The sequence below is a fragment of the Streptomyces sp. NPDC001530 genome, from assembly GCF_042894545.1.
Classification (GTDB): domain Bacteria; phylum Actinomycetota; class Actinomycetes; order Streptomycetales; family Streptomycetaceae; genus Streptomyces.
The window spans coordinates 56,535-76,458 of sequence record NZ_JBIAVS010000026.1 but is presented as its reverse complement, the minus strand read 5'-3'; the positions used below and the strand labels follow the sequence as shown (position 1 = coordinate 76,458).

Sequence of the window (19,924 nt, the reverse complement as noted above, 5' to 3'; positions counted from 1 at the left end):
GGTGAGTGAGGAAGGGCGTGCAACAGAACGGACGAGGAACGGACGAAGAGACACCAGATGAGCGATCCACTGGCTGCCCGGACGGAGCCCTCCCGGTCCGGGCGGGGGACGTATCGGGGGCGACCGGGTCCGGGACGGCGCGCGACGGCCGTGTCCGTCGGGCGAGCCGTGTGCGTCGCGGCGGGCCTCGTCACCGCGTACTACCTGCTTCCCTTGGACGGGGGAAACTCGGCCGGCACCTCGGCCCTGCTCGCATGCGGCCTGCTGGCGGTCGTCGTGGTCTTCTGGTGGGAGGTGCGGGCCGTTGTGCGCTCACCCTATCCCCGTGCGAAGGCCGTCGAGGCCCTGGTCCCGACGCTGGTGTTGTTTCTGGTGCTCTTCGCGAGCGCCTACTACCTGCTGGAGCGTTCCACCCCCGGTTCCTTCAGTGAACCGCTGACCAGGACGGACGCCCTGTACTTCACGCTGGCCACGTTCACCACCGTCGGGTTCGGCGACATCACCGCCCGCTCCCAGACGGGACGGTTGATGACGATGCTTCAGATGACCGGCGGGCTGCTGCTCGTGGGCGTCGCCGCACGGGTGCTCGCCGGTGCGGTCCGGGCGGCGTTGCAGCGGCAGGGCCGGGTGCCGCCGCCGGACTAGGGCTCCTCGGCATGAGGACAGCGTGCCAGGAGGTGTGAGCCATGGCCGTACCCAGCGCATTCACGGCGTCCCTGTCACCGGCCGAGAGAGCGGCGTACGGCAAGAGCACCGCCGTCCGCTCCGGCAGGATCCACGCCGAGACACTCTGAAGCCACCCTGAGGTCATCACCCGTGAGGGAACCCCGAAGTCATCACCTGTGAAGCAACCCTGAGGTCACCCGCCCGACCCCGGCGGCGCTCCGTGCGCGCAAGCGCCGGTCGCGGCGCCGCTCGTCGTACGGACGCGTCACTCCGGCAGCTGGCGCATCTCCAGGACCCGTAGCCCCAGCGACTGGCAGCGGGCCAGCAGCCCGTACAGATGCGCCTCGTCGACGACGGAGCCGAACAGGACCGTCTGCCCGGACATCACCACATGGTCCAGCTCCGGGAAGGCTTTGGTCAGCGTCTCCGACATGTGTCCTGCGACGCGGATCTCGTAGCGCATGAGCTGCTCTCCCCCGGGTGGCCTGGGACAGGCGGGCTGCGCCCCTTCCCTGCGATGCTCCGCCTCGGCGCACCGCCCGGCCTCACCCCGTAGAGGTGATACGTCGGTCGGTATGCGCTCCCTCTGCATCACGCTTCCCACCTGCATCAATGCGTCACGAAGAGCTTGAACGCGGTGATCAGCAGACCGAGCAGCAGATTCACCGAGGCGGAGACGGCCACCAGGCTCCACGAGGCGCCGGCACGTCGTGCCGCGGCCGCCGACCAGCCCACCTGGCCCGCCACGGCGACCGCGAGCGCCAGCCAGAGGGCGCCCGTCACGTCGAGGCCCAGAAGAGGGCTGACGGCCACCGCGACGGAGGGCGGGACGGCAGCCTTGACGATCGGCCACTCGTCGCGGCACACGTGCAGCACGGTGGGGCGGTCCAGCTTCCGCTGCGCCAGGCGCGCCCCGAACAGCTGGGCGTGCACATGCGCGATCCAGAACGCCACGCCGGTGAGCAACAGCAGCAGCACCAGCTCCAGGCGCGGAAACGGGCCCAGCGTGCCGGCGCCGACGACCACCGACGCGGCGAGCATGGATCCGTAGACGCCACCCGTGTAGTCGGTATGGGCCCGGCGCTCGACGGCGCGCGCTCGGGGCGTGGCGTGCTCGGCCTTGGACATCGCGCCCTCCCTCGGAGTCAGCGGGTCGAGCCGATCTCGCCGGCCGGAGCGCCGGTGTCCGGTTGCTTCGGACGGCCGGCCCGCCCGGTCGGCAGATGCGACGTGACCAGGAAGCTGGCAAGCGTGATTCCCCCGGTGGCGAGGATCGCCGCCTTCAAACCGTTGAGCTGCGCCGACGCGTACGAGTCCACGAGGGCGTCGATCTCGGACGGCGGCAGGCCGGCACGTACGGCCGCCGAGCGCACCTGGTCGGTGGGCACGAAGCTGATCCCGGCTTCGAGCGCGACACCGGTCTGCTGACGGGCTTGCTGCGACAGCGCCGGGTTGTCCTCCACCTTCGTGGTGAACGCGTGGGCCAGGGCGCCGATGAGCAGCGATCCGATGAGCGCGGTACCCAGCGCGGAACCCAGGTTCTGGGCCGTGAACTGCAGCCCGCCGACCTCGCTGCGCTCCTCCTCTCCCACGCTGGACTGGACGACGTTGCCCAGCTGCGAGGCGAGCAGGCCCATGCCCACGCCGAGCAGGGCCATGGCTCCGGCGAACTGCGCGTCGTCGATGACCGGGTCGATGGTGGCCAGCAGCCACACGATGGAGGCGGCCAGGGTCGCCAGGGCCAGTCGGACCACGCGGCGCGGTCCGACCATGCGCCCCAGCCGGGCGGCGATCACGGAGGTCACGAGCATGGTGACGGACACCGGGAGCAGCCGCAGCCCCGTCTGGAAGGCGTCGAACCCCTGCACCACCTGCAAGTACAGCGGGATGGCGAAGAACAGTCCCAGCAGGATGAGGTTCTGGCTCAGCAGGGACATCAGGCCGGATCGCAGCACGGGCTTGTGCAGCAGGGGCAGATGCACCAGGGGCTCGGCACCGCGGACCTCCCGCCGCTTCTCCCAGTCCACGAAGACGGCCAGCACGGCCACCCCGGCGCCGATGACGAACAGCGTGGGCGCGAAACCCAGGACGGTGAAGGGCGGGTTGCTGGGCTGCACCCATCCCCAGGTGCCGCTCTGCAGCACGCCCAGCACGCCCAGCGCCAGCCCGGCCGCCGAGAGTGCGGCGCCGACCCCGTCCAGCCCAGGGACCGGACCGGTCCGGGGGGACTCCGTGATCACCCGGCGGAAGCACAGGACGGCCAGGACGACCACGACCTCACCGGCGAACACCAGCCGCCAGGTGAGGTACGTCGTCACCCAGCCGCCCAGCAGCGGACCGACCGCGATTCCCGCTCCGGCGAGTCCGCCGATGACGCCGTAGGCGACGGCCCGGTCCCGCCCGCGGTAGGTCTCGGCCACGAGGGCAGCCATGGCCGGCAGCACCATCGCGGCACCGAGTCCCTCGATCACCGACCAGCCCAGTGCGAGGACCCAGAGGGTGGGAGCCGCGGCGGTCAGAGCCGACCCCGTGGCATAGACGACCAGACCGAGGAGGAAGAGGCGACGCCGTCCGAAGATGTCTCCCAGCCTGCCGCCGACGATCATGAACGCCGCCATGACCAGCGAGTACAGCGTGATGACGGCCTGGATGGCGGTGACCTCGGTGTCGAAGTCCTCCACCAGTTGGCTGATGGACACGTTCATGACGGACGTGTCGAGGACCATCAGGAACTGGGCGGTCCCCAGGACGATCAGCGCCCGCCAGTGTGCCACGGTGTCCTCCTCGCCGAGTCGGCCCGGAACGCCGGCGGAGTCGGCCGGGCCGGCCGGCACATGCCCTGCCGCCTCCCCCATGGCATCCGAAGAACCCGCCCTGCGCCTCACCCACCACGGGCGAGCCGCCAAAGCCCCGTTACGGCCAGGCGGTCACAGGAGCCGCAACTCGCGCGCGCGGCGCACCGCGTCGTGGCGCCGGTTCACCGCCAGCTTCCGGTAGACGCTCTTGAGGTGGGTCTTGACCGTGTTCACCGACACATACAGATCGGCGGCGATCTCCTCCGTCGACATCATCTGGGCCAGCCGTTGCAGCACATCGCGCTCGCGTCCGCTCAGCTCCTCCAGGACCGGCGCCGGCGGCTGGTCCTCGGGCCGAGGCGGCCCGCCGTGCGGCGGCGGCCCGGGGGTGAGCCAGCCCGCGGCCAGCCCGCGCAGGGGCACCGTGCCCAGCAAAGGCCGGATCCACGGGCCGGCTTCGAGGAAGGGACGCCGCAGCCGCTCGCGCCGCGCCTCCTGCAGAGCCTGGGCGAGGAGCCTGCGCGAGGTGGCCGGGTCCCCCGCCCCGTCCGCGGCCTGCGCCCTGACCAGCGAGGCCCGGACGGTCACCGCGGGGCCGGCGCGGCCGTCGGGGTGCACTCGGTCGAGCAGGTCGATCGCCGCGGCGGGCTTGCCCGCGGCGAGCTGGGCGCGCGCGGCCCCCACGGCACACGCCACCTGGTCGCCGGGCACCGCTTGCAGCAGTTTGGCGGCCATCTCCGGGCGGCCTTCGGCCAGGTGCGCGGCGGAGGCCACCAGCGCCGTGTGCCCCTCCGCCCAGGGTGAGACCACGTCGGCGGCGACGGCCGGTTCCGCCGCTTCGAGCGCGGCTTGCGTGTGGCCGCGGGCCAGCAGCAGACCCGCGGTGGCGATGGCCCGCCCCGCGTCCCTCACCGGGTCCCGCATCGCACGGTGCGCGTCGGCCGCCGCGTCGAGGAGGGCCTGGGCCTGACCCAGTTCGTTGCGGTCGACGGCCACGGCGGCCAGGACCAGCAGCCCGATGCCGGAGCCGGACGCCTGGGGCAGGCTGAACCGCTCCGTCTCGGTCATCGCCGCCAGGGCCTTGCGCTCCGCCCTGCCGAGCCAGCCGTTCAGGTAGTCGATCAGGGCCAGGTGCCCCAGGGACTCCTCGCGCGGGAGCGCCGTCGAAGCTCCCCCGGAGCGGTCCGCCACCGTGGTCAGGGCGGCGCGCGCGTCCTCGAAGCGCCCGGCCCACAGCCGCGCCGAGCCCAGATGGGTCAGCAGCAGCGCGGTGAGTTCGGGATGCTCGTCGAGGAGGTGGGTGGGCACCTCCTCCTGGAGTTTCTCGGCCGCCTCCGCGGCCGACTCCGCCCTTTCCGGCGAACCGGTCAGCCGGGCCGCCAGGGCTTGCAGCAGGGCACAGCTCAGCCGGGCCGCCGCCAGGCCGGGTGAGTCGTCCTGCGCCGGCGGCTGTTCCCCCGCCAGGCTCTGCTCGGCGTGCTGCAGGTGGGTCAGACCGCGGTCGAGATCGCACTGGGCCAGGTCACGGGCCGCGCGGACGAGATCCGCGGCGGGGCTCGTGGCCTCGGGCCCCATCCGCGAGAAGAGCTCGGTCAGGTCGTCGGAGCGGAGGCCGGTGAAGAGCTGACCGATGGCGAGGTCGTCGACGAGGGCAGCGGCGGTGAACTCCCAGTCGCCCGCGGCGGCGCCGTGGCCGAGCGTCTCCGTGAGGGATCCGGAGCGGCGCAGCCATTCCGCGGCCCGCCGGTGGAGTTCGGGCTCCAGGCCAGGCAGGCGCACCCGCAGATGGGCACGGAGGATCTCCCCGAACAGCGGGTGGAGGCGGTACCAGGCGTGCCCAAGGTGCTCGACGAACGCGTTCTCGCGGTGCAGCCCGGCCAGGATGGGCTCGGCGTCGGCGCGCTCCGTCAGCGCGTTCGCCAGCTCGGGACAGAAACGTTCGAGGACGCTGACCCGCAGCAGGAGATCCTGCGTCTCGGGGGTCTGCCGCTTGAGCACCTCCGCCAGCAAGAAATCGGCGACGGTGGTGCGGTCGGCCTCGAACTCCTTGAGATACGTCTCCGGATCCGGGCTCTCCCGCGCGGCCAGGGCGCACAGCCGTAGTCCGGCGGCCCATCCCCGGGTGCGCTCCACGAGCGCGCGCACGACGGACACGGTAAGGCGCAGCCCGTGCCGCTCCAGCAGCGCGGCCGCTTCCTCGGGAGTGAAGGACAGCTCCGCGTCCCTGATCTCCGTCATGTCGCCGGCCGCCCGGTAGCGGTGCAGCGGCAGCAGCGGTTCGGTGCGGGTGACGAGGATCAGGCGCATGCCCCGTCCCGCGTGGTGCAGGACGAACTCCAGCTGCTCCGCGATCTCCGGGTCGGTCACCCGGTCGTATTCGTCGAGCACCACGATCACGGGCCGGTCCCGAGCGCTCAGTTCGGCGGCGAGTCGCGCCAGCAGGGTGTGGTCCACGCGGCTCGCGTCCGCGGGGAAGCCGACCTCGGCGGGCAGCGGCACACCGGAGGCGCGCAGGGCCTGGAGCAGGTACGCCCAGAACATGCCGCACCCCTGGTCCGCCGCTTCGGTGGTGAGCCAGGCGACGGACCCCTCCCGCCCCGCGGCCCAGTCGGCGACCAGCAGGGTCTTGCCCGCGCCCGCCGCTCCGTTGACCATGGTCAACGGCGTCAGCAGCGCCTGGTCGAGGTGCTTGACCAGGCGCTCCCGCCGCAGGAACGTCGCGGGGCGCCTCGGTATGGCGAACCGCGTGCGCAGAAAGGGGTCTCCCTGGGGATCGGCGTGCGGCGCGGTCGGTTCCGGACCGTTCTCCTCCCACCCAGCCATGGCGCTCACCACCACTGTTCGTCAGGTCATGGGCAGCGCTCCCTCCTCAGCATCCCAGTGTTCTCGCGTACACGCGCGCCACATGAGACCCAGTGGTCCCTCCAGAGGGCCCTGTGGTCCGTCCAGAAAGTCGACTGCCGCCCGCCGGAAAAGCGCGGCCGGCGTGGGTCCGCGGGCGTGCGGCGCCGCTCGCCTCGCGGGCGCGGCCCGGCGCTCTGCGGGTGCGGGCGTGCCGACCGCGGAGCACGCTGGAAGCACGCCCGGATACCGGGCGGCCGTGCGTCGGAGCAAGCGCAGCAGGACGGAGCTCGGAGGTGGTCTCGTGGCGCACACCGATCCTGGTGGGCGAGTGGACGAGACGGCGGCCTCGATGCTGGAGGCGCTGTTCACGCAGTCACCGGTCGGGCTCCACCTGCTGGACACCGATCTGCGGGTGGTGCGGGTCAACACCGCCACCCCCCTCATGCATGGCATGCCCTTGGACGACCTCAAAGGGCGCCCGGCCCGCGACGTCTACGACATCGTCGAACGCGGCGACGTGGAGGAGCTTCTGCGCGAGGTGCTGGAAACCGGAGTCCCCCTGCTGCAGCACGTCGTCCAGATGCATGTGAGGGGGGACCCGCCGCAGGACCGGCACTTCGAGGTCAGCGCGCTCCGCCTGGAGAGCCCCCGCCGGCAGGTGCTCGGTCTGGCGGTCACCGCGATCGACGTGACCGAACGGGAGCGGGCCCGCGCCCGCACCCAGGTCCTCGACGCCGTGCGCCGGCACGTGGGACGCACCCTGGATCCGGCCGTGACCGGCGAGGAACTCGTCGCGGCCGTGGTCCCGGCGTTCGCCGATGTCGCCGTCGTGGAGGTGGTCGATGCCGTGATCCGCGGCGACGACCCACCACTGGCCCCGTTGCCCACGGGTACGCCCATGATGCGCACCGCGTTTCGCAGCACCCATCCGCGGCCGCCGCAGGCCCACCCGGTGGGCGACGTCCGCCGTCTGCCGGCTCCGACCCCCTTCACCCAGGCCCTGACCGACCTGGGTCCACGCGTGATCGAGCTGCATCCGACCGCCCCGTGGCTGTCGGTCGATCCCCCGCGCGCGGAGGCGATCCTCTCCTCGGGGGCCCACTCCCTGCTCGTGGTTCCCCTGGCGCTGCGCGACGCGGCCCTCGGCATCGTCAGTCTCTACCGCACCGGACACTCGCCCCACTTCGACGAAGGTGACCGGGAGTTCGCGGTCGAGCTGGCCGCGCACACGGCGCTGTGCATCGACAACGCGCGGCGCTACACACGGGAGCACACCGTCGCCGCCACGGTCCAGCGCCAACTGCTGCCCCGCCACCCGGAGACCCACCCGTCGCTGGAGACCGCCTACCTCTCCGTCACCGGCGCCGATCCCGGCGCCTGGTACGACACCATCGTCCTGTCCAGCGCTCGCACCGCCCTCGTCGTCGGGAAGGTGTCGGGAAGTGGTCTGAACGCGGCCGCGACCATGGGGCAACTGCGCACTGTCGTACGCTCCCTGGCGGCGTTCGACCTCGCCCCCGACGAACTCCTCGCCCGTCTGCACGGCACGGCGGGCCAGCTCGCCGCCGAACGGGCGCATCTCCCGCTCGGCGATCCGCTGCGCCGCGAAGCGCTCACCGCCGACTGCGTGTACGCGGTCCACGACCCCCTGACCGGCAGGTGCGCGATGGCGGCAGCCGGACACCTGGCCCCCCTTGTCGTGCGCCCCGACCGCACGGTCACCGTCCCCAGCACACCGGCCGGGCCGCGGCTGGGCACGACGGAGGGCGCGCCCTTCGCGGCCGTCGACGTCGAGGTACCCGACGGCAGCGTCCTGGTGTTCACCAGTGATCCGCTCCTCACCTCGTATCTCGCCGAATCCTCCGGGCCGTTGCCCTCGACGGCGGACTACCAAGACCGCCTGCTGCAGGACCTCTGCGACGCCCTCGTCTACGCGCTCCCGGCGGGTCTGGGCGCCGGTGATGCCGCAGTGATCGTCGCGCGCACTCGGTCCTTTCCGCCGGACCGGTTCGCCGCGTGGCCGCTCGACCCCGACCCCGCGGCCGTGGCCGTCGCCCGACGCCGTACCCGTGGGCAGCTCGCCGCATGGGGCGTGGACGACGAGACCGCCTCCGACACCCAGCTCATCGTCAGCGAACTCGTCACCAACGCCGTGCGCTACGGAAGTCCCCCGATCGAGCTCCGCCTGATCCATGACCGCACCCTCACGTGCGAGGTGCGGGACGCCGGCTCGGCCGCACCGCACCTGCGCCACGCCGCCACGGCCGACGAGGGGGGACGCGGTCTGTTCATCACCGCGCAGCTGGCACAGGCCTGGGGCACCCGTTTCACGGCTCCGGGCAAGACGATCTGGGCCGAGCTGGCCCTGACCGACGCCACCGGGCCCTACGACACACGCTGACCCGGCCCGACAGCACGCTCCGGCGGAGCGCCGCGCTGAACGGCAGCAGCCATACCGCGTCTGCGCGAGGTACTCACCCTGCTGAAGGAGCGGTACGGCCACAACCCGATGCGGTTGTGACCACCGCGTACCACCGCGTACCACCGCTCGACCGGCATGGATCGCCGGCGCAGGCTCACGCGATCTCGACGAGCAGGTCACCGCCCTCCACCTGCTGGATCGGGTTGATGGCCAGCCTGGACACCTTGCCCGCCTTCGAGGCGGTGATCGCGGCCTCCATCTTCATCGCTTCGATGGTGGCCACCGTCGCACCGGCGTCCACCTCGTCGCCCTCGGCGACCGCGAGCGTGACCACGCCCGCGAACGGCGCGGCGACGTGGTCCGGGTTGGCCCGGTCAGCCTTCTCGGTCACCGGGATGTCGGAGGCCACCGCGGTGTCGCGCACCTGGATCGGGCGCAGTTGGCCGTTCAGGGTGGACATCACGGTGCGCAGGCCGCGTTCGTCGGCCTCGCCGATGGCCTGCAGCTCGATGAGCAGCCGTACGCCGGGTTCGAGGTCGACGGCGTACTCCTTCGCGGGACGCAGCCCATAGAAGAAGTCCTTGCTGTCCAGCACGCTGGTGTCGCCGTAGGTCTGACGGTGCGTCTCGTACTCGCGCGTCGGCCCGGGGAACAGCAGCCGGTTGAGCGTCGAGCGCCGGTCCTTCACCAGCCCGGTACGGTCGTCCGCGCTCAACTCCTGCACGGGCTTGGCCGCGGCGCGGCCCTCCAGGGCCTTGGTGCGGAACGGCTCCGGCCAGCCGCCGGGCGGGGTTCCCAACTCGCCGCGCAGGAAGCCGATGACGGAGTCGGGGATGTCGAACGTGTTCGGGGCCGCCTCGAAGTCCTCAGGCGACACGTCGGCGCCCACCAGGTGCAGTGCCAGGTCGCAGGGCGCCGATGAGCAGCGATCCGATGAGCGCGGTACCCAGCGCGGAACCCAGGTTCTGGGCCGTGAACTGCAGCCCGCCGACCTCGCTGCGCTCCTCCTCTCCCACGCTGGACTGGACGACGTTGCCCAGCTGCGAGGCGAGCAGGCCCATGCCCACGCCGAGCAGGGCCATGGCTCCGGCGAACTGCGCGTCGTCGATGACCGGGTCGATGGTGGCCAGCAGCCACACGATGGAGGCGGCCAGGGTCGCCAGGGCCAGTCGGACCACGCGGCGCGGTCCGACCATGCGCCCCAGCCGGGCGGCGATCACGGAGGTCACGAGCATGGTGACGGACACCGGGAGCAGCCGCAGCCCCGTCTGGAAGGCGTCGAACCCCTGCACCACCTGCAAGTACAGCGGGATGGCGAAGAACAGTCCCAGCAGGATGAGGTTCTGGCTCAGCAGGGACATCAGGCCGGATCGCAGCACGGGCTTGTGCAGCAGGGGCAGATGCACCAGGGGCTCGGCACCGCGGACCTCCCGCCGCTTCTCCCAGTCCACGAAGACGGCCAGCACGGCCACCCCGGCGCCGATGACGAACAGCGTGGGCGCGAAACCCAGGACGGTGAAGGGCGGGTTGCTGGGCTGCACCCATCCCCAGGTGCCGCTCTGCAGCACGCCCAGCACGCCCAGCGCCAGCCCGGCCGCCGAGAGTGCGGCGCCGACCCCGTCCAGCCCAGGGACCGGACCGGTCCGGGGGGACTCCGTGATCACCCGGCGGAAGCACAGGACGGCCAGGACGACCACGACCTCACCGGCGAACACCAGCCGCCAGGTGAGGTACGTCGTCACCCAGCCGCCCAGCAGCGGACCGACCGCGATTCCCGCTCCGGCGAGTCCGCCGATGACGCCGTAGGCGACGGCCCGGTCCCGCCCGCGGTAGGTCTCGGCCACGAGGGCAGCCATGGCCGGCAGCACCATCGCGGCACCGAGTCCCTCGATCACCGACCAGCCCAGTGCGAGGACCCAGAGGGTGGGAGCCGCGGCGGTCAGAGCCGACCCCGTGGCATAGACGACCAGACCGAGGAGGAAGAGGCGACGCCGTCCGAAGATGTCTCCCAGCCTGCCGCCGACGATCATGAACGCCGCCATGACCAGCGAGTACAGCGTGATGACGGCCTGGATGGCGGTGACCTCGGTGTCGAAGTCCTCCACCAGTTGGCTGATGGACACGTTCATGACGGACGTGTCGAGGACCATCAGGAACTGGGCGGTCCCCAGGACGATCAGCGCCCGCCAGTGTGCCACGGTGTCCTCCTCGCCGAGTCGGCCCGGAACGCCGGCGGAGTCGGCCGGGCCGGCCGGCACATGCCCTGCCGCCTCCCCCATGGCATCCGAAGAACCCGCCCTGCGCCTCACCCACCACGGGCGAGCCGCCAAAGCCCCGTTACGGCCAGGCGGTCACAGGAGCCGCAACTCGCGCGCGCGGCGCACCGCGTCGTGGCGCCGGTTCACCGCCAGCTTCCGGTAGACGCTCTTGAGGTGGGTCTTGACCGTGTTCACCGACACATACAGATCGGCGGCGATCTCCTCCGTCGACATCATCTGGGCCAGCCGTTGCAGCACATCGCGCTCGCGTCCGCTCAGCTCCTCCAGGACCGGCGCCGGCGGCTGGTCCTCGGGCCGAGGCGGCCCGCCGTGCGGCGGCGGCCCGGGGGTGAGCCAGCCCGCGGCCAGCCCGCGCAGGGGCACCGTGCCCAGCAAAGGCCGGATCCACGGGCCGGCTTCGAGGAAGGGACGCCGCAGCCGCTCGCGCCGCGCCTCCTGCAGAGCCTGGGCGAGGAGCCTGCGCGAGGTGGCCGGGTCCCCCGCCCCGTCCGCGGCCTGCGCCCTGACCAGCGAGGCCCGGACGGTCACCGCGGGGCCGGCGCGGCCGTCGGGGTGCACTCGGTCGAGCAGGTCGATCGCCGCGGCGGGCTTGCCCGCGGCGAGCTGGGCGCGCGCGGCCCCCACGGCACACGCCACCTGGTCGCCGGGCACCGCTTGCAGCAGTTTGGCGGCCATCTCCGGGCGGCCTTCGGCCAGGTGCGCGGCGGAGGCCACCAGCGCCGTGTGCCCCTCCGCCCAGGGTGAGACCACGTCGGCGGCGACGGCCGGTTCCGCCGCTTCGAGCGCGGCTTGCGTGTGGCCGCGGGCCAGCAGCAGACCCGCGGTGGCGATGGCCCGCCCCGCGTCCCTCACCGGGTCCCGCATCGCACGGTGCGCGTCGGCCGCCGCGTCGAGGAGGGCCTGGGCCTGACCCAGTTCGTTGCGGTCGACGGCCACGGCGGCCAGGACCAGCAGCCCGATGCCGGAGCCGGACGCCTGGGGCAGGCTGAACCGCTCCGTCTCGGTCATCGCCGCCAGGGCCTTGCGCTCCGCCCTGCCGAGCCAGCCGTTCAGGTAGTCGATCAGGGCCAGGTGCCCCAGGGACTCCTCGCGCGGGAGCGCCGTCGAAGCTCCCCCGGAGCGGTCCGCCACCGTGGTCAGGGCGGCGCGCGCGTCCTCGAAGCGCCCGGCCCACAGCCGCGCCGAGCCCAGATGGGTCAGCAGCAGCGCGGTGAGTTCGGGATGCTCGTCGAGGAGGTGGGTGGGCACCTCCTCCTGGAGTTTCTCGGCCGCCTCCGCGGCCGACTCCGCCCTTTCCGGCGAACCGGTCAGCCGGGCCGCCAGGGCTTGCAGCAGGGCACAGCTCAGCCGGGCCGCCGCCAGGCCGGGTGAGTCGTCCTGCGCCGGCGGCTGTTCCCCCGCCAGGCTCTGCTCGGCGTGCTGCAGGTGGGTCAGACCGCGGTCGAGATCGCACTGGGCCAGGTCACGGGCCGCGCGGACGAGATCCGCGGCGGGGCTCGTGGCCTCGGGCCCCATCCGCGAGAAGAGCTCGGTCAGGTCGTCGGAGCGGAGGCCGGTGAAGAGCTGACCGATGGCGAGGTCGTCGACGAGGGCAGCGGCGGTGAACTCCCAGTCGCCCGCGGCGGCGCCGTGGCCGAGCGTCTCCGTGAGGGATCCGGAGCGGCGCAGCCATTCCGCGGCCCGCCGGTGGAGTTCGGGCTCCAGGCCAGGCAGGCGCACCCGCAGATGGGCACGGAGGATCTCCCCGAACAGCGGGTGGAGGCGGTACCAGGCGTGCCCAAGGTGCTCGACGAACGCGTTCTCGCGGTGCAGCCCGGCCAGGATGGGCTCGGCGTCGGCGCGCTCCGTCAGCGCGTTCGCCAGCTCGGGACAGAAACGTTCGAGGACGCTGACCCGCAGCAGGAGATCCTGCGTCTCGGGGGTCTGCCGCTTGAGCACCTCCGCCAGCAAGAAATCGGCGACGGTGGTGCGGTCGGCCTCGAACTCCTTGAGATACGTCTCCGGATCCGGGCTCTCCCGCGCGGCCAGGGCGCACAGCCGTAGTCCGGCGGCCCATCCCCGGGTGCGCTCCACGAGCGCGCGCACGACGGACACGGTAAGGCGCAGCCCGTGCCGCTCCAGCAGCGCGGCCGCTTCCTCGGGAGTGAAGGACAGCTCCGCGTCCCTGATCTCCGTCATGTCGCCGGCCGCCCGGTAGCGGTGCAGCGGCAGCAGCGGTTCGGTGCGGGTGACGAGGATCAGGCGCATGCCCCGTCCCGCGTGGTGCAGGACGAACTCCAGCTGCTCCGCGATCTCCGGGTCGGTCACCCGGTCGTATTCGTCGAGCACCACGATCACGGGCCGGTCCCGAGCGCTCAGTTCGGCGGCGAGTCGCGCCAGCAGGGTGTGGTCCACGCGGCTCGCGTCCGCGGGGAAGCCGACCTCGGCGGGCAGCGGCACACCGGAGGCGCGCAGGGCCTGGAGCAGGTACGCCCAGAACATGCCGCACCCCTGGTCCGCCGCTTCGGTGGTGAGCCAGGCGACGGACCCCTCCCGCCCCGCGGCCCAGTCGGCGACCAGCAGGGTCTTGCCCGCGCCCGCCGCTCCGTTGACCATGGTCAACGGCGTCAGCAGCGCCTGGTCGAGGTGCTTGACCAGGCGCTCCCGCCGCAGGAACGTCGCGGGGCGCCTCGGTATGGCGAACCGCGTGCGCAGAAAGGGGTCTCCCTGGGGATCGGCGTGCGGCGCGGTCGGTTCCGGACCGTTCTCCTCCCACCCAGCCATGGCGCTCACCACCACTGTTCGTCAGGTCATGGGCAGCGCTCCCTCCTCAGCATCCCAGTGTTCTCGCGTACACGCGCGCCACATGAGACCCAGTGGTCCCTCCAGAGGGCCCTGTGGTCCGTCCAGAAAGTCGACTGCCGCCCGCCGGAAAAGCGCGGCCGGCGTGGGTCCGCGGGCGTGCGGCGCCGCTCGCCTCGCGGGCGCGGCCCGGCGCTCTGCGGGTGCGGGCGTGCCGACCGCGGAGCACGCTGGAAGCACGCCCGGATACCGGGCGGCCGTGCGTCGGAGCAAGCGCAGCAGGACGGAGCTCGGAGGTGGTCTCGTGGCGCACACCGATCCTGGTGGGCGAGTGGACGAGACGGCGGCCTCGATGCTGGAGGCGCTGTTCACGCAGTCACCGGTCGGGCTCCACCTGCTGGACACCGATCTGCGGGTGGTGCGGGTCAACACCGCCACCCCCCTCATGCATGGCATGCCCTTGGACGACCTCAAAGGGCGCCCGGCCCGCGACGTCTACGACATCGTCGAACGCGGCGACGTGGAGGAGCTTCTGCGCGAGGTGCTGGAAACCGGAGTCCCCCTGCTGCAGCACGTCGTCCAGATGCATGTGAGGGGGGACCCGCCGCAGGACCGGCACTTCGAGGTCAGCGCGCTCCGCCTGGAGAGCCCCCGCCGGCAGGTGCTCGGTCTGGCGGTCACCGCGATCGACGTGACCGAACGGGAGCGGGCCCGCGCCCGCACCCAGGTCCTCGACGCCGTGCGCCGGCACGTGGGACGCACCCTGGATCCGGCCGTGACCGGCGAGGAACTCGTCGCGGCCGTGGTCCCGGCGTTCGCCGATGTCGCCGTCGTGGAGGTGGTCGATGCCGTGATCCGCGGCGACGACCCACCACTGGCCCCGTTGCCCACGGGTACGCCCATGATGCGCACCGCGTTTCGCAGCACCCATCCGCGGCCGCCGCAGGCCCACCCGGTGGGCGACGTCCGCCGTCTGCCGGCTCCGACCCCCTTCACCCAGGCCCTGACCGACCTGGGTCCACGCGTGATCGAGCTGCATCCGACCGCCCCGTGGCTGTCGGTCGATCCCCCGCGCGCGGAGGCGATCCTCTCCTCGGGGGCCCACTCCCTGCTCGTGGTTCCCCTGGCGCTGCGCGACGCGGCCCTCGGCATCGTCAGTCTCTACCGCACCGGACACTCGCCCCACTTCGACGAAGGTGACCGGGAGTTCGCGGTCGAGCTGGCCGCGCACACGGCGCTGTGCATCGACAACGCGCGGCGCTACACACGGGAGCACACCGTCGCCGCCACGGTCCAGCGCCAACTGCTGCCCCGCCACCCGGAGACCCACCCGTCGCTGGAGACCGCCTACCTCTCCGTCACCGGCGCCGATCCCGGCGCCTGGTACGACACCATCGTCCTGTCCAGCGCTCGCACCGCCCTCGTCGTCGGGAAGGTGTCGGGAAGTGGTCTGAACGCGGCCGCGACCATGGGGCAACTGCGCACTGTCGTACGCTCCCTGGCGGCGTTCGACCTCGCCCCCGACGAACTCCTCGCCCGTCTGCACGGCACGGCGGGCCAGCTCGCCGCCGAACGGGCGCATCTCCCGCTCGGCGATCCGCTGCGCCGCGAAGCGCTCACCGCCGACTGCGTGTACGCGGTCCACGACCCCCTGACCGGCAGGTGCGCGATGGCGGCAGCCGGACACCTGGCCCCCCTTGTCGTGCGCCCCGACCGCACGGTCACCGTCCCCAGCACACCGGCCGGGCCGCGGCTGGGCACGACGGAGGGCGCGCCCTTCGCGGCCGTCGACGTCGAGGTACCCGACGGCAGCGTCCTGGTGTTCACCAGTGATCCGCTCCTCACCTCGTATCTCGCCGAATCCTCCGGGCCGTTGCCCTCGACGGCGGACTACCAAGACCGCCTGCTGCAGGACCTCTGCGACGCCCTCGTCTACGCGCTCCCGGCGGGTCTGGGCGCCGGTGATGCCGCAGTGATCGTCGCGCGCACTCGGTCCTTTCCGCCGGACCGGTTCGCCGCGTGGCCGCTCGACCCCGACCCCGCGGCCGTGGCCGTCGCCCGACGCCGTACCCGTGGGCAGCTCGCCGCATGGGGCGTGGACGACGAGACCGCCTCCGACACCCAGCTCATCGTCAGCGAACTCGTCACCAACGCCGTGCGCTACGGAAGTCCCCCGATCGAGCTCCGCCTGATCCATGACCGCACCCTCACGTGCGAGGTGCGGGACGCCGGCTCGGCCGCACCGCACCTGCGCCACGCCGCCACGGCCGACGAGGGGGGACGCGGTCTGTTCATCACCGCGCAGCTGGCACAGGCCTGGGGCACCCGTTTCACGGCTCCGGGCAAGACGATCTGGGCCGAGCTGGCCCTGACCGACGCCACCGGGCCCTACGACACACGCTGACCCGGCCCGACAGCACGCTCCGGCGGAGCGCCGCGCTGAACGGCAGCAGCCATACCGCGTCTGCGCGAGGTACTCACCCTGCTGAAGGAGCGGTACGGCCACAACCCGATGCGGTTGTGACCACCGCGTACCACCGCGTACCACCGCTCGACCGGCATGGATCGCCGGCGCAGGCTCACGCGATCTCGACGAGCAGGTCACCGCCCTCCACCTGCTGGATCGGGTTGATGGCCAGCCTGGACACCTTGCCCGCCTTCGAGGCGGTGATCGCGGCCTCCATCTTCATCGCTTCGATGGTGGCCACCGTCGCACCGGCGTCCACCTCGTCGCCCTCGGCGACCGCGAGCGTGACCACGCCCGCGAACGGCGCGGCGACGTGGTCCGGGTTGGCCCGGTCAGCCTTCTCGGTCACCGGGATGTCGGAGGCCACCGCGGTGTCGCGCACCTGGATCGGGCGCAGTTGGCCGTTCAGGGTGGACATCACGGTGCGCAGGCCGCGTTCGTCGGCCTCGCCGATGGCCTGCAGCTCGATGAGCAGCCGTACGCCGGGTTCGAGGTCGACGGCGTACTCCTTCGCGGGACGCAGCCCATAGAAGAAGTCCTTGCTGTCCAGCACGCTGGTGTCGCCGTAGGTCTGACGGTGCGTCTCGTACTCGCGCGTCGGCCCGGGGAACAGCAGCCGGTTGAGCGTCGAGCGCCGGTCCTTCACCAGCCCGGTACGGTCGTCCGCGCTCAACTCCTGCACGGGCTTGGCCGCGGCGCGGCCCTCCAGGGCCTTGGTGCGGAACGGCTCCGGCCAGCCGCCGGGCGGGGTTCCCAACTCGCCGCGCAGGAAGCCGATGACGGAGTCGGGGATGTCGAACGTGTTCGGGGCCGCCTCGAAGTCCTCAGGCGACACGTCGGCGCCCACCAGGTGCAGTGCCAGGTCGCCGACCACCTTGGACGACGGCGTGACCTTCACCAGTCGGCCGAGGATCCGGTCGGCGGCCGCGTACATCGCCTCGATCTCCTCGAAGCGGTCGCCCAGGCCCAGCGCGACCGCCTGGGTGCGCAGGTTGGAGAGCTGGCCGCCGGGGATCTCGTGGTGGTAGACGCGTCCGGTCGGCGAGGCCAGGCCCGCCTCGAACGGTGCGTAGATCCTGCGGACGCTCTCCCAGTACGGCTCCAGGTCGCCGACCGCCTGGAGGTCCAGGCCGGTGGGCCGTTCGGAGTGGTCGGTCGCGGCGACGATCGCCGACAGCGATGGCTGCGAGGTGGTGCCCGCCATGGATGCCACCGCGCCGTCCACCGCGTCCGCGCCGGCCTGGATCGCGGCGAGGTAGGTGGCGAGCTGGCCGCCCGCCGTGTCGTGGGTGTGCAGGTGCACCGGCAGGTCGAACTCCCGGCGCAGCGCGGAGACGAGCGTCGCGGCGGCCGGGGCGCGCAGCAGGCCCGCCATGTCCTTGACGGCCAGGACGTGGGCGCCGGCTTCGACGATCTGCTCGGCCAGGCGGAGGTAGTAGTCCAGGGTGTACAGGCGCTCCGACGGATCGGACAGGTCGGAGGTGTAGCAGAGGGCGACCTCGGCGACGGCCGTTCCCGTCTCCCGTACGGCGTCGATGGCGGGCCGCATCTGGCCGACGTCGTTGAGCGCGTCGAAGATCCGGAAGATGTCGATGCCGGTGGCCGCGGCCTCCTGCACGAAGGCGTCGGTCACCTCGGTCGGGTAGGGCGTGTAGCCCACGGTGTTGCGGCCGCGCAGCAGCATCTGCAGACAGATGTTCGGTGCGGCCTCGCGGAGTGCGGCCAGGCGCTCCCAGGGGTCCTCGGCGAGGAAGCGCAGGGCGACGTCGTACGTGGCGCCGCCCCAGCACTCCAGGGACAGCAGCTCGGGCAGGGTCCGTGCCACCACCGGGGCGACGGCCAGCAGGTCCTTGGTGCGGACCCGGGTGGCGAGCAGCGACTGGTGGGCGTCCCGGAACGTGGTGTCGGTGACCCCGATGGTCGGCGACTCCCGCAGCCACCGGGCGAAGCCCTCCGGGCCGAGTTCGACGAGCCGCTGCCGGGAGCCCGCGGGCGGCTCGGCGGCGGGCAGCGGCGGCAGCTTGGTGACCGGGTCGATCAACTCGGGCCGCTCGCCATGCGGCTTGTTCACCGTGACGTCGGCGAGGTAGGTGAGCAGCTTCGTGCCGCGGTCGGCGGAGTGCCGTGCGGTGAGCAGGTGCGGCCGCTGTTCGATGAACGACGTCGTGACCCGCCCGGCCTGGAAGTCCGGGTCGTCGAGGACGGCCTGCAGGAAGGGGATGTTCGTGGCCACGCCGCGGATGCGGAACTCGGCCACGGCGCGCCGGGCCCGGCCGATCGCGGCCTGGAAGTCCCGTCCCCGGCAGGTGAGTTTGACCAGCATCGAGTCGAAGTGTGCGCTGATCTCCGTACCCGCATGCGTCGTACCGCCGTCCAGCCGGATGCCCGAGCCGCCCGGCGAGCGGTACGCGCTGATCCTGCCGGTGTCCGGGCGGAAGCCGTTGGCCGGGTCCTCGGTGGTGATACGACACTGCAGTGCGGCACCGCGCAGGGTGACGGACTCCTGCGACAGCCCGAGGTCGCCCAGCGTCTCGCCGGCGGCGATGCGCAGCTGCGCCTGGACGAGGTCGACGTCGGTGACCTCCTCCGTCACCGTGTGCTCGACCTGGATACGCGGGTTCATCTCGATGAAGACATGGTTGCCGTCGCGGTCGAGCAGGAACTCCACGGTGCCGGCGTTGCGGTAGCCGATCTCGCGGGCGAAGCGCACCGCGTCGGCGCAGATCCGGTCCCGCAGCGCCGGATCGAGGTTCGGCGCGGGCGCCAGCTCGATCACCTTCTGGTGGCGGCGCTGCACCGAACAGTCGCGCTCGAACAGGTGGATGACGTTGCCCTGTCCGTCGGCGAGGATCTGCACCTCGATGTGGCGGGGCTCGACGACGGCCTTCTCCAGGAAGACCGTGGCATCGCCGAACGCGGACGCCGCCTCGCGGGCCGCCGCCTCGATGGACTCGCGCAGCGCGGCCGGGTCCTCGACGCGACGCATGCCGCGTCCGCCGCCACCCGCGACGGCCTTGACGAACACCGGGAAGCCGATCTCCTCGGCCGCACGGACGAGTTCGTCGACGTCGGTGGAGGGTGCCGAGGAGCCCAGCACCGGTACGCCGGCGGCGCGGGCGGCGGCCACCGCACGCGCCTTGTTGCCGGTCAACTCAAGGATCTGCGCACTCGGCCCGACGAACGTGATGCCCGCCTCTTCGCAGGCACGCGCCAGTTCGGGATTCTCGGACAGGAACCCGTACCCCGGGTACACCGCGTCCGCTCCCGCCCGGCGCGCCGCGCGGACGATCTCCTCGACCGACAGATAAGCCCGTACGGGGTGCCCTGGCTGGCCGATCTCATAGGCCTCGTCGGCCTTCAGCCGGTGCAGCGAGTTGCGATCCTCGTGCGGGAACACGGCGACGGTCCTCGCGCCCAGCTCATAGCCGGCCCGAAACGCCCGAATCGCGATCTCACCACGGTTGGCGACCAGCACCTTGCGGAACATCCTGGATCCCTTCAGCCTGCCGGTGACGTGCACCATGGTGTCGGCCACGCCCCCGTCGTGCCATGTGAACCCGGCCACTCGCCTCTCGGAGGAGCGAACATTCCTCAGCAACTCTCAGATTCCAGGAGTCAGTTCCGTAATTTCCGTGTCCGTTGGGGGATTCCGAAACTCGACGCTTCATGT

The 19,924-nt window shown here is 72.3% G+C and carries 9 protein-coding genes and 2 pseudogenes; 3 read left to right on the top strand and 8 right to left on the bottom strand.

Annotation, left to right across the window (positions count from 1 at the left end):
- The first annotated feature begins 57 nt into the window (after positions 1–57).
- Entirely contained in the window at positions 58–645 is a 588-nt protein-coding gene (locus ACFY0T_RS40905) for a potassium channel family protein (protein ID WP_388883099.1), read from the top strand.
- A 286-nt stretch (positions 646–931) separates the two neighbouring features.
- Here the strand turns inward: ACFY0T_RS40905 and ACFY0T_RS40900 are convergent, their stop codons facing one another.
- From ACFY0T_RS40900 to ACFY0T_RS40885, 4 genes are all read right to left on the bottom strand, one after another.
- Positions 932–1,129, bottom strand: a complete 198-nt coding sequence (locus ACFY0T_RS40900; protein ID WP_388883097.1) for a hypothetical protein — start codon at positions 1,127–1,129, stop codon at positions 932–934.
- 146 nt (positions 1,130–1,275) lie between these two features.
- Complete coding sequence (locus tag ACFY0T_RS40895; protein WP_388883095.1) at positions 1,276–1,794, bottom strand: hypothetical protein; 519 nt, start codon at positions 1,792–1,794, stop codon at positions 1,276–1,278.
- A gap of 17 nt (positions 1,795–1,811) precedes the next feature.
- Positions 1,812–3,440 carry an MFS transporter gene (locus tag ACFY0T_RS40890; RefSeq protein WP_388883093.1) on the bottom strand — a complete coding sequence of 543 codons (1,629 nt, stop codon included), beginning with the start codon at positions 3,438–3,440 and terminating at the stop codon, positions 1,812–1,814.
- 153 nt (positions 3,441–3,593) lie between these two features.
- Positions 3,594–6,284 carry a LuxR C-terminal-related transcriptional regulator gene (locus ACFY0T_RS40885; RefSeq protein WP_388883091.1) on the bottom strand — a complete coding sequence of 897 codons (2,691 nt, stop codon included), beginning with the start codon at positions 6,282–6,284 and terminating at the stop codon, positions 3,594–3,596.
- A 322-nt stretch (positions 6,285–6,606) separates the two neighbouring features.
- Here ACFY0T_RS40885 and ACFY0T_RS40880 point away from each other — a divergent pair, with 322 nt between their 5' ends.
- Positions 6,607–8,706, top strand: coding sequence for a SpoIIE family protein phosphatase (locus ACFY0T_RS40880; RefSeq protein WP_388883089.1), 2,100 nt, complete (start codon positions 6,607–6,609; stop codon positions 8,704–8,706).
- A 175-nt stretch (positions 8,707–8,881) separates the two neighbouring features.
- Here the strand turns inward: ACFY0T_RS40880 and ACFY0T_RS40875 are convergent.
- The 3 genes and pseudogenes from ACFY0T_RS40875 to ACFY0T_RS40865 form a co-directional block, all read right to left on the bottom strand.
- A pseudogene (locus ACFY0T_RS40875) lies at positions 8,882–9,634 on the bottom strand (biotin/lipoyl-containing protein); the annotation flags it as partial.
- Position 9,635: 1 nt separating this feature from the next.
- Positions 9,636–10,925, bottom strand: a pseudogene (locus tag ACFY0T_RS40870) (MFS transporter); the annotation flags it as partial.
- Between the two features lie 153 nt (positions 10,926–11,078).
- The gene (locus ACFY0T_RS40865) at positions 11,079–13,769 is read right to left on the bottom strand and encodes a LuxR C-terminal-related transcriptional regulator (RefSeq protein ID WP_388883091.1); all 2,691 of its coding nucleotides are present in this window, start codon (positions 13,767–13,769) and stop codon (positions 11,079–11,081) included.
- Positions 13,770–14,091: 322 nt separating this feature from the next.
- Between ACFY0T_RS40865 and ACFY0T_RS40860 the strand changes: the two genes are divergently transcribed.
- Positions 14,092–16,191, top strand: coding sequence for a SpoIIE family protein phosphatase (locus ACFY0T_RS40860; protein WP_388883089.1), 2,100 nt, complete (start codon positions 14,092–14,094; stop codon positions 16,189–16,191).
- A 175-nt stretch (positions 16,192–16,366) separates the two neighbouring features.
- On the opposite strand, the gene ACFY0T_RS40855 is transcribed toward ACFY0T_RS40860, so the two are convergent.
- On the bottom strand, positions 16,367–19,741 hold the full coding sequence (locus ACFY0T_RS40855) for a pyruvate carboxylase (RefSeq protein ID WP_388883240.1): 3,375 nt from the start codon (positions 19,739–19,741) through the stop codon (positions 16,367–16,369).
- Positions 19,742–19,924: the final 183 nt, after the last annotated feature.

Coding starts and splice junctions, on each gene's coding strand:
- ACFY0T_RS40905 (WP_388883099.1), top strand. CDS start 58: ATGAGCGATCCACTGGCTGCCCGGACGGAGCCCTCCCGGTCCGGGCGG.
- ACFY0T_RS40900 (WP_388883097.1), bottom strand. CDS start 1,129: ATGCGCTACGAGATCCGCGTCGCAGGACACATGTCGGAGACGCTGACC.
- ACFY0T_RS40895 (WP_388883095.1), bottom strand. CDS start 1,794: ATGTCCAAGGCCGAGCACGCCACGCCCCGAGCGCGCGCCGTCGAGCGC.
- ACFY0T_RS40885 (WP_388883091.1), bottom strand. CDS start 6,284: ATGGCTGGGTGGGAGGAGAACGGTCCGGAACCGACCGCGCCGCACGCC.
- ACFY0T_RS40865 (WP_388883091.1), bottom strand. CDS start 13,769: ATGGCTGGGTGGGAGGAGAACGGTCCGGAACCGACCGCGCCGCACGCC.
- ACFY0T_RS40855 (WP_388883240.1), bottom strand. CDS start 19,741: ATGTTCCGCAAGGTGCTGGTCGCCAACCGTGGTGAGATCGCGATTCGG.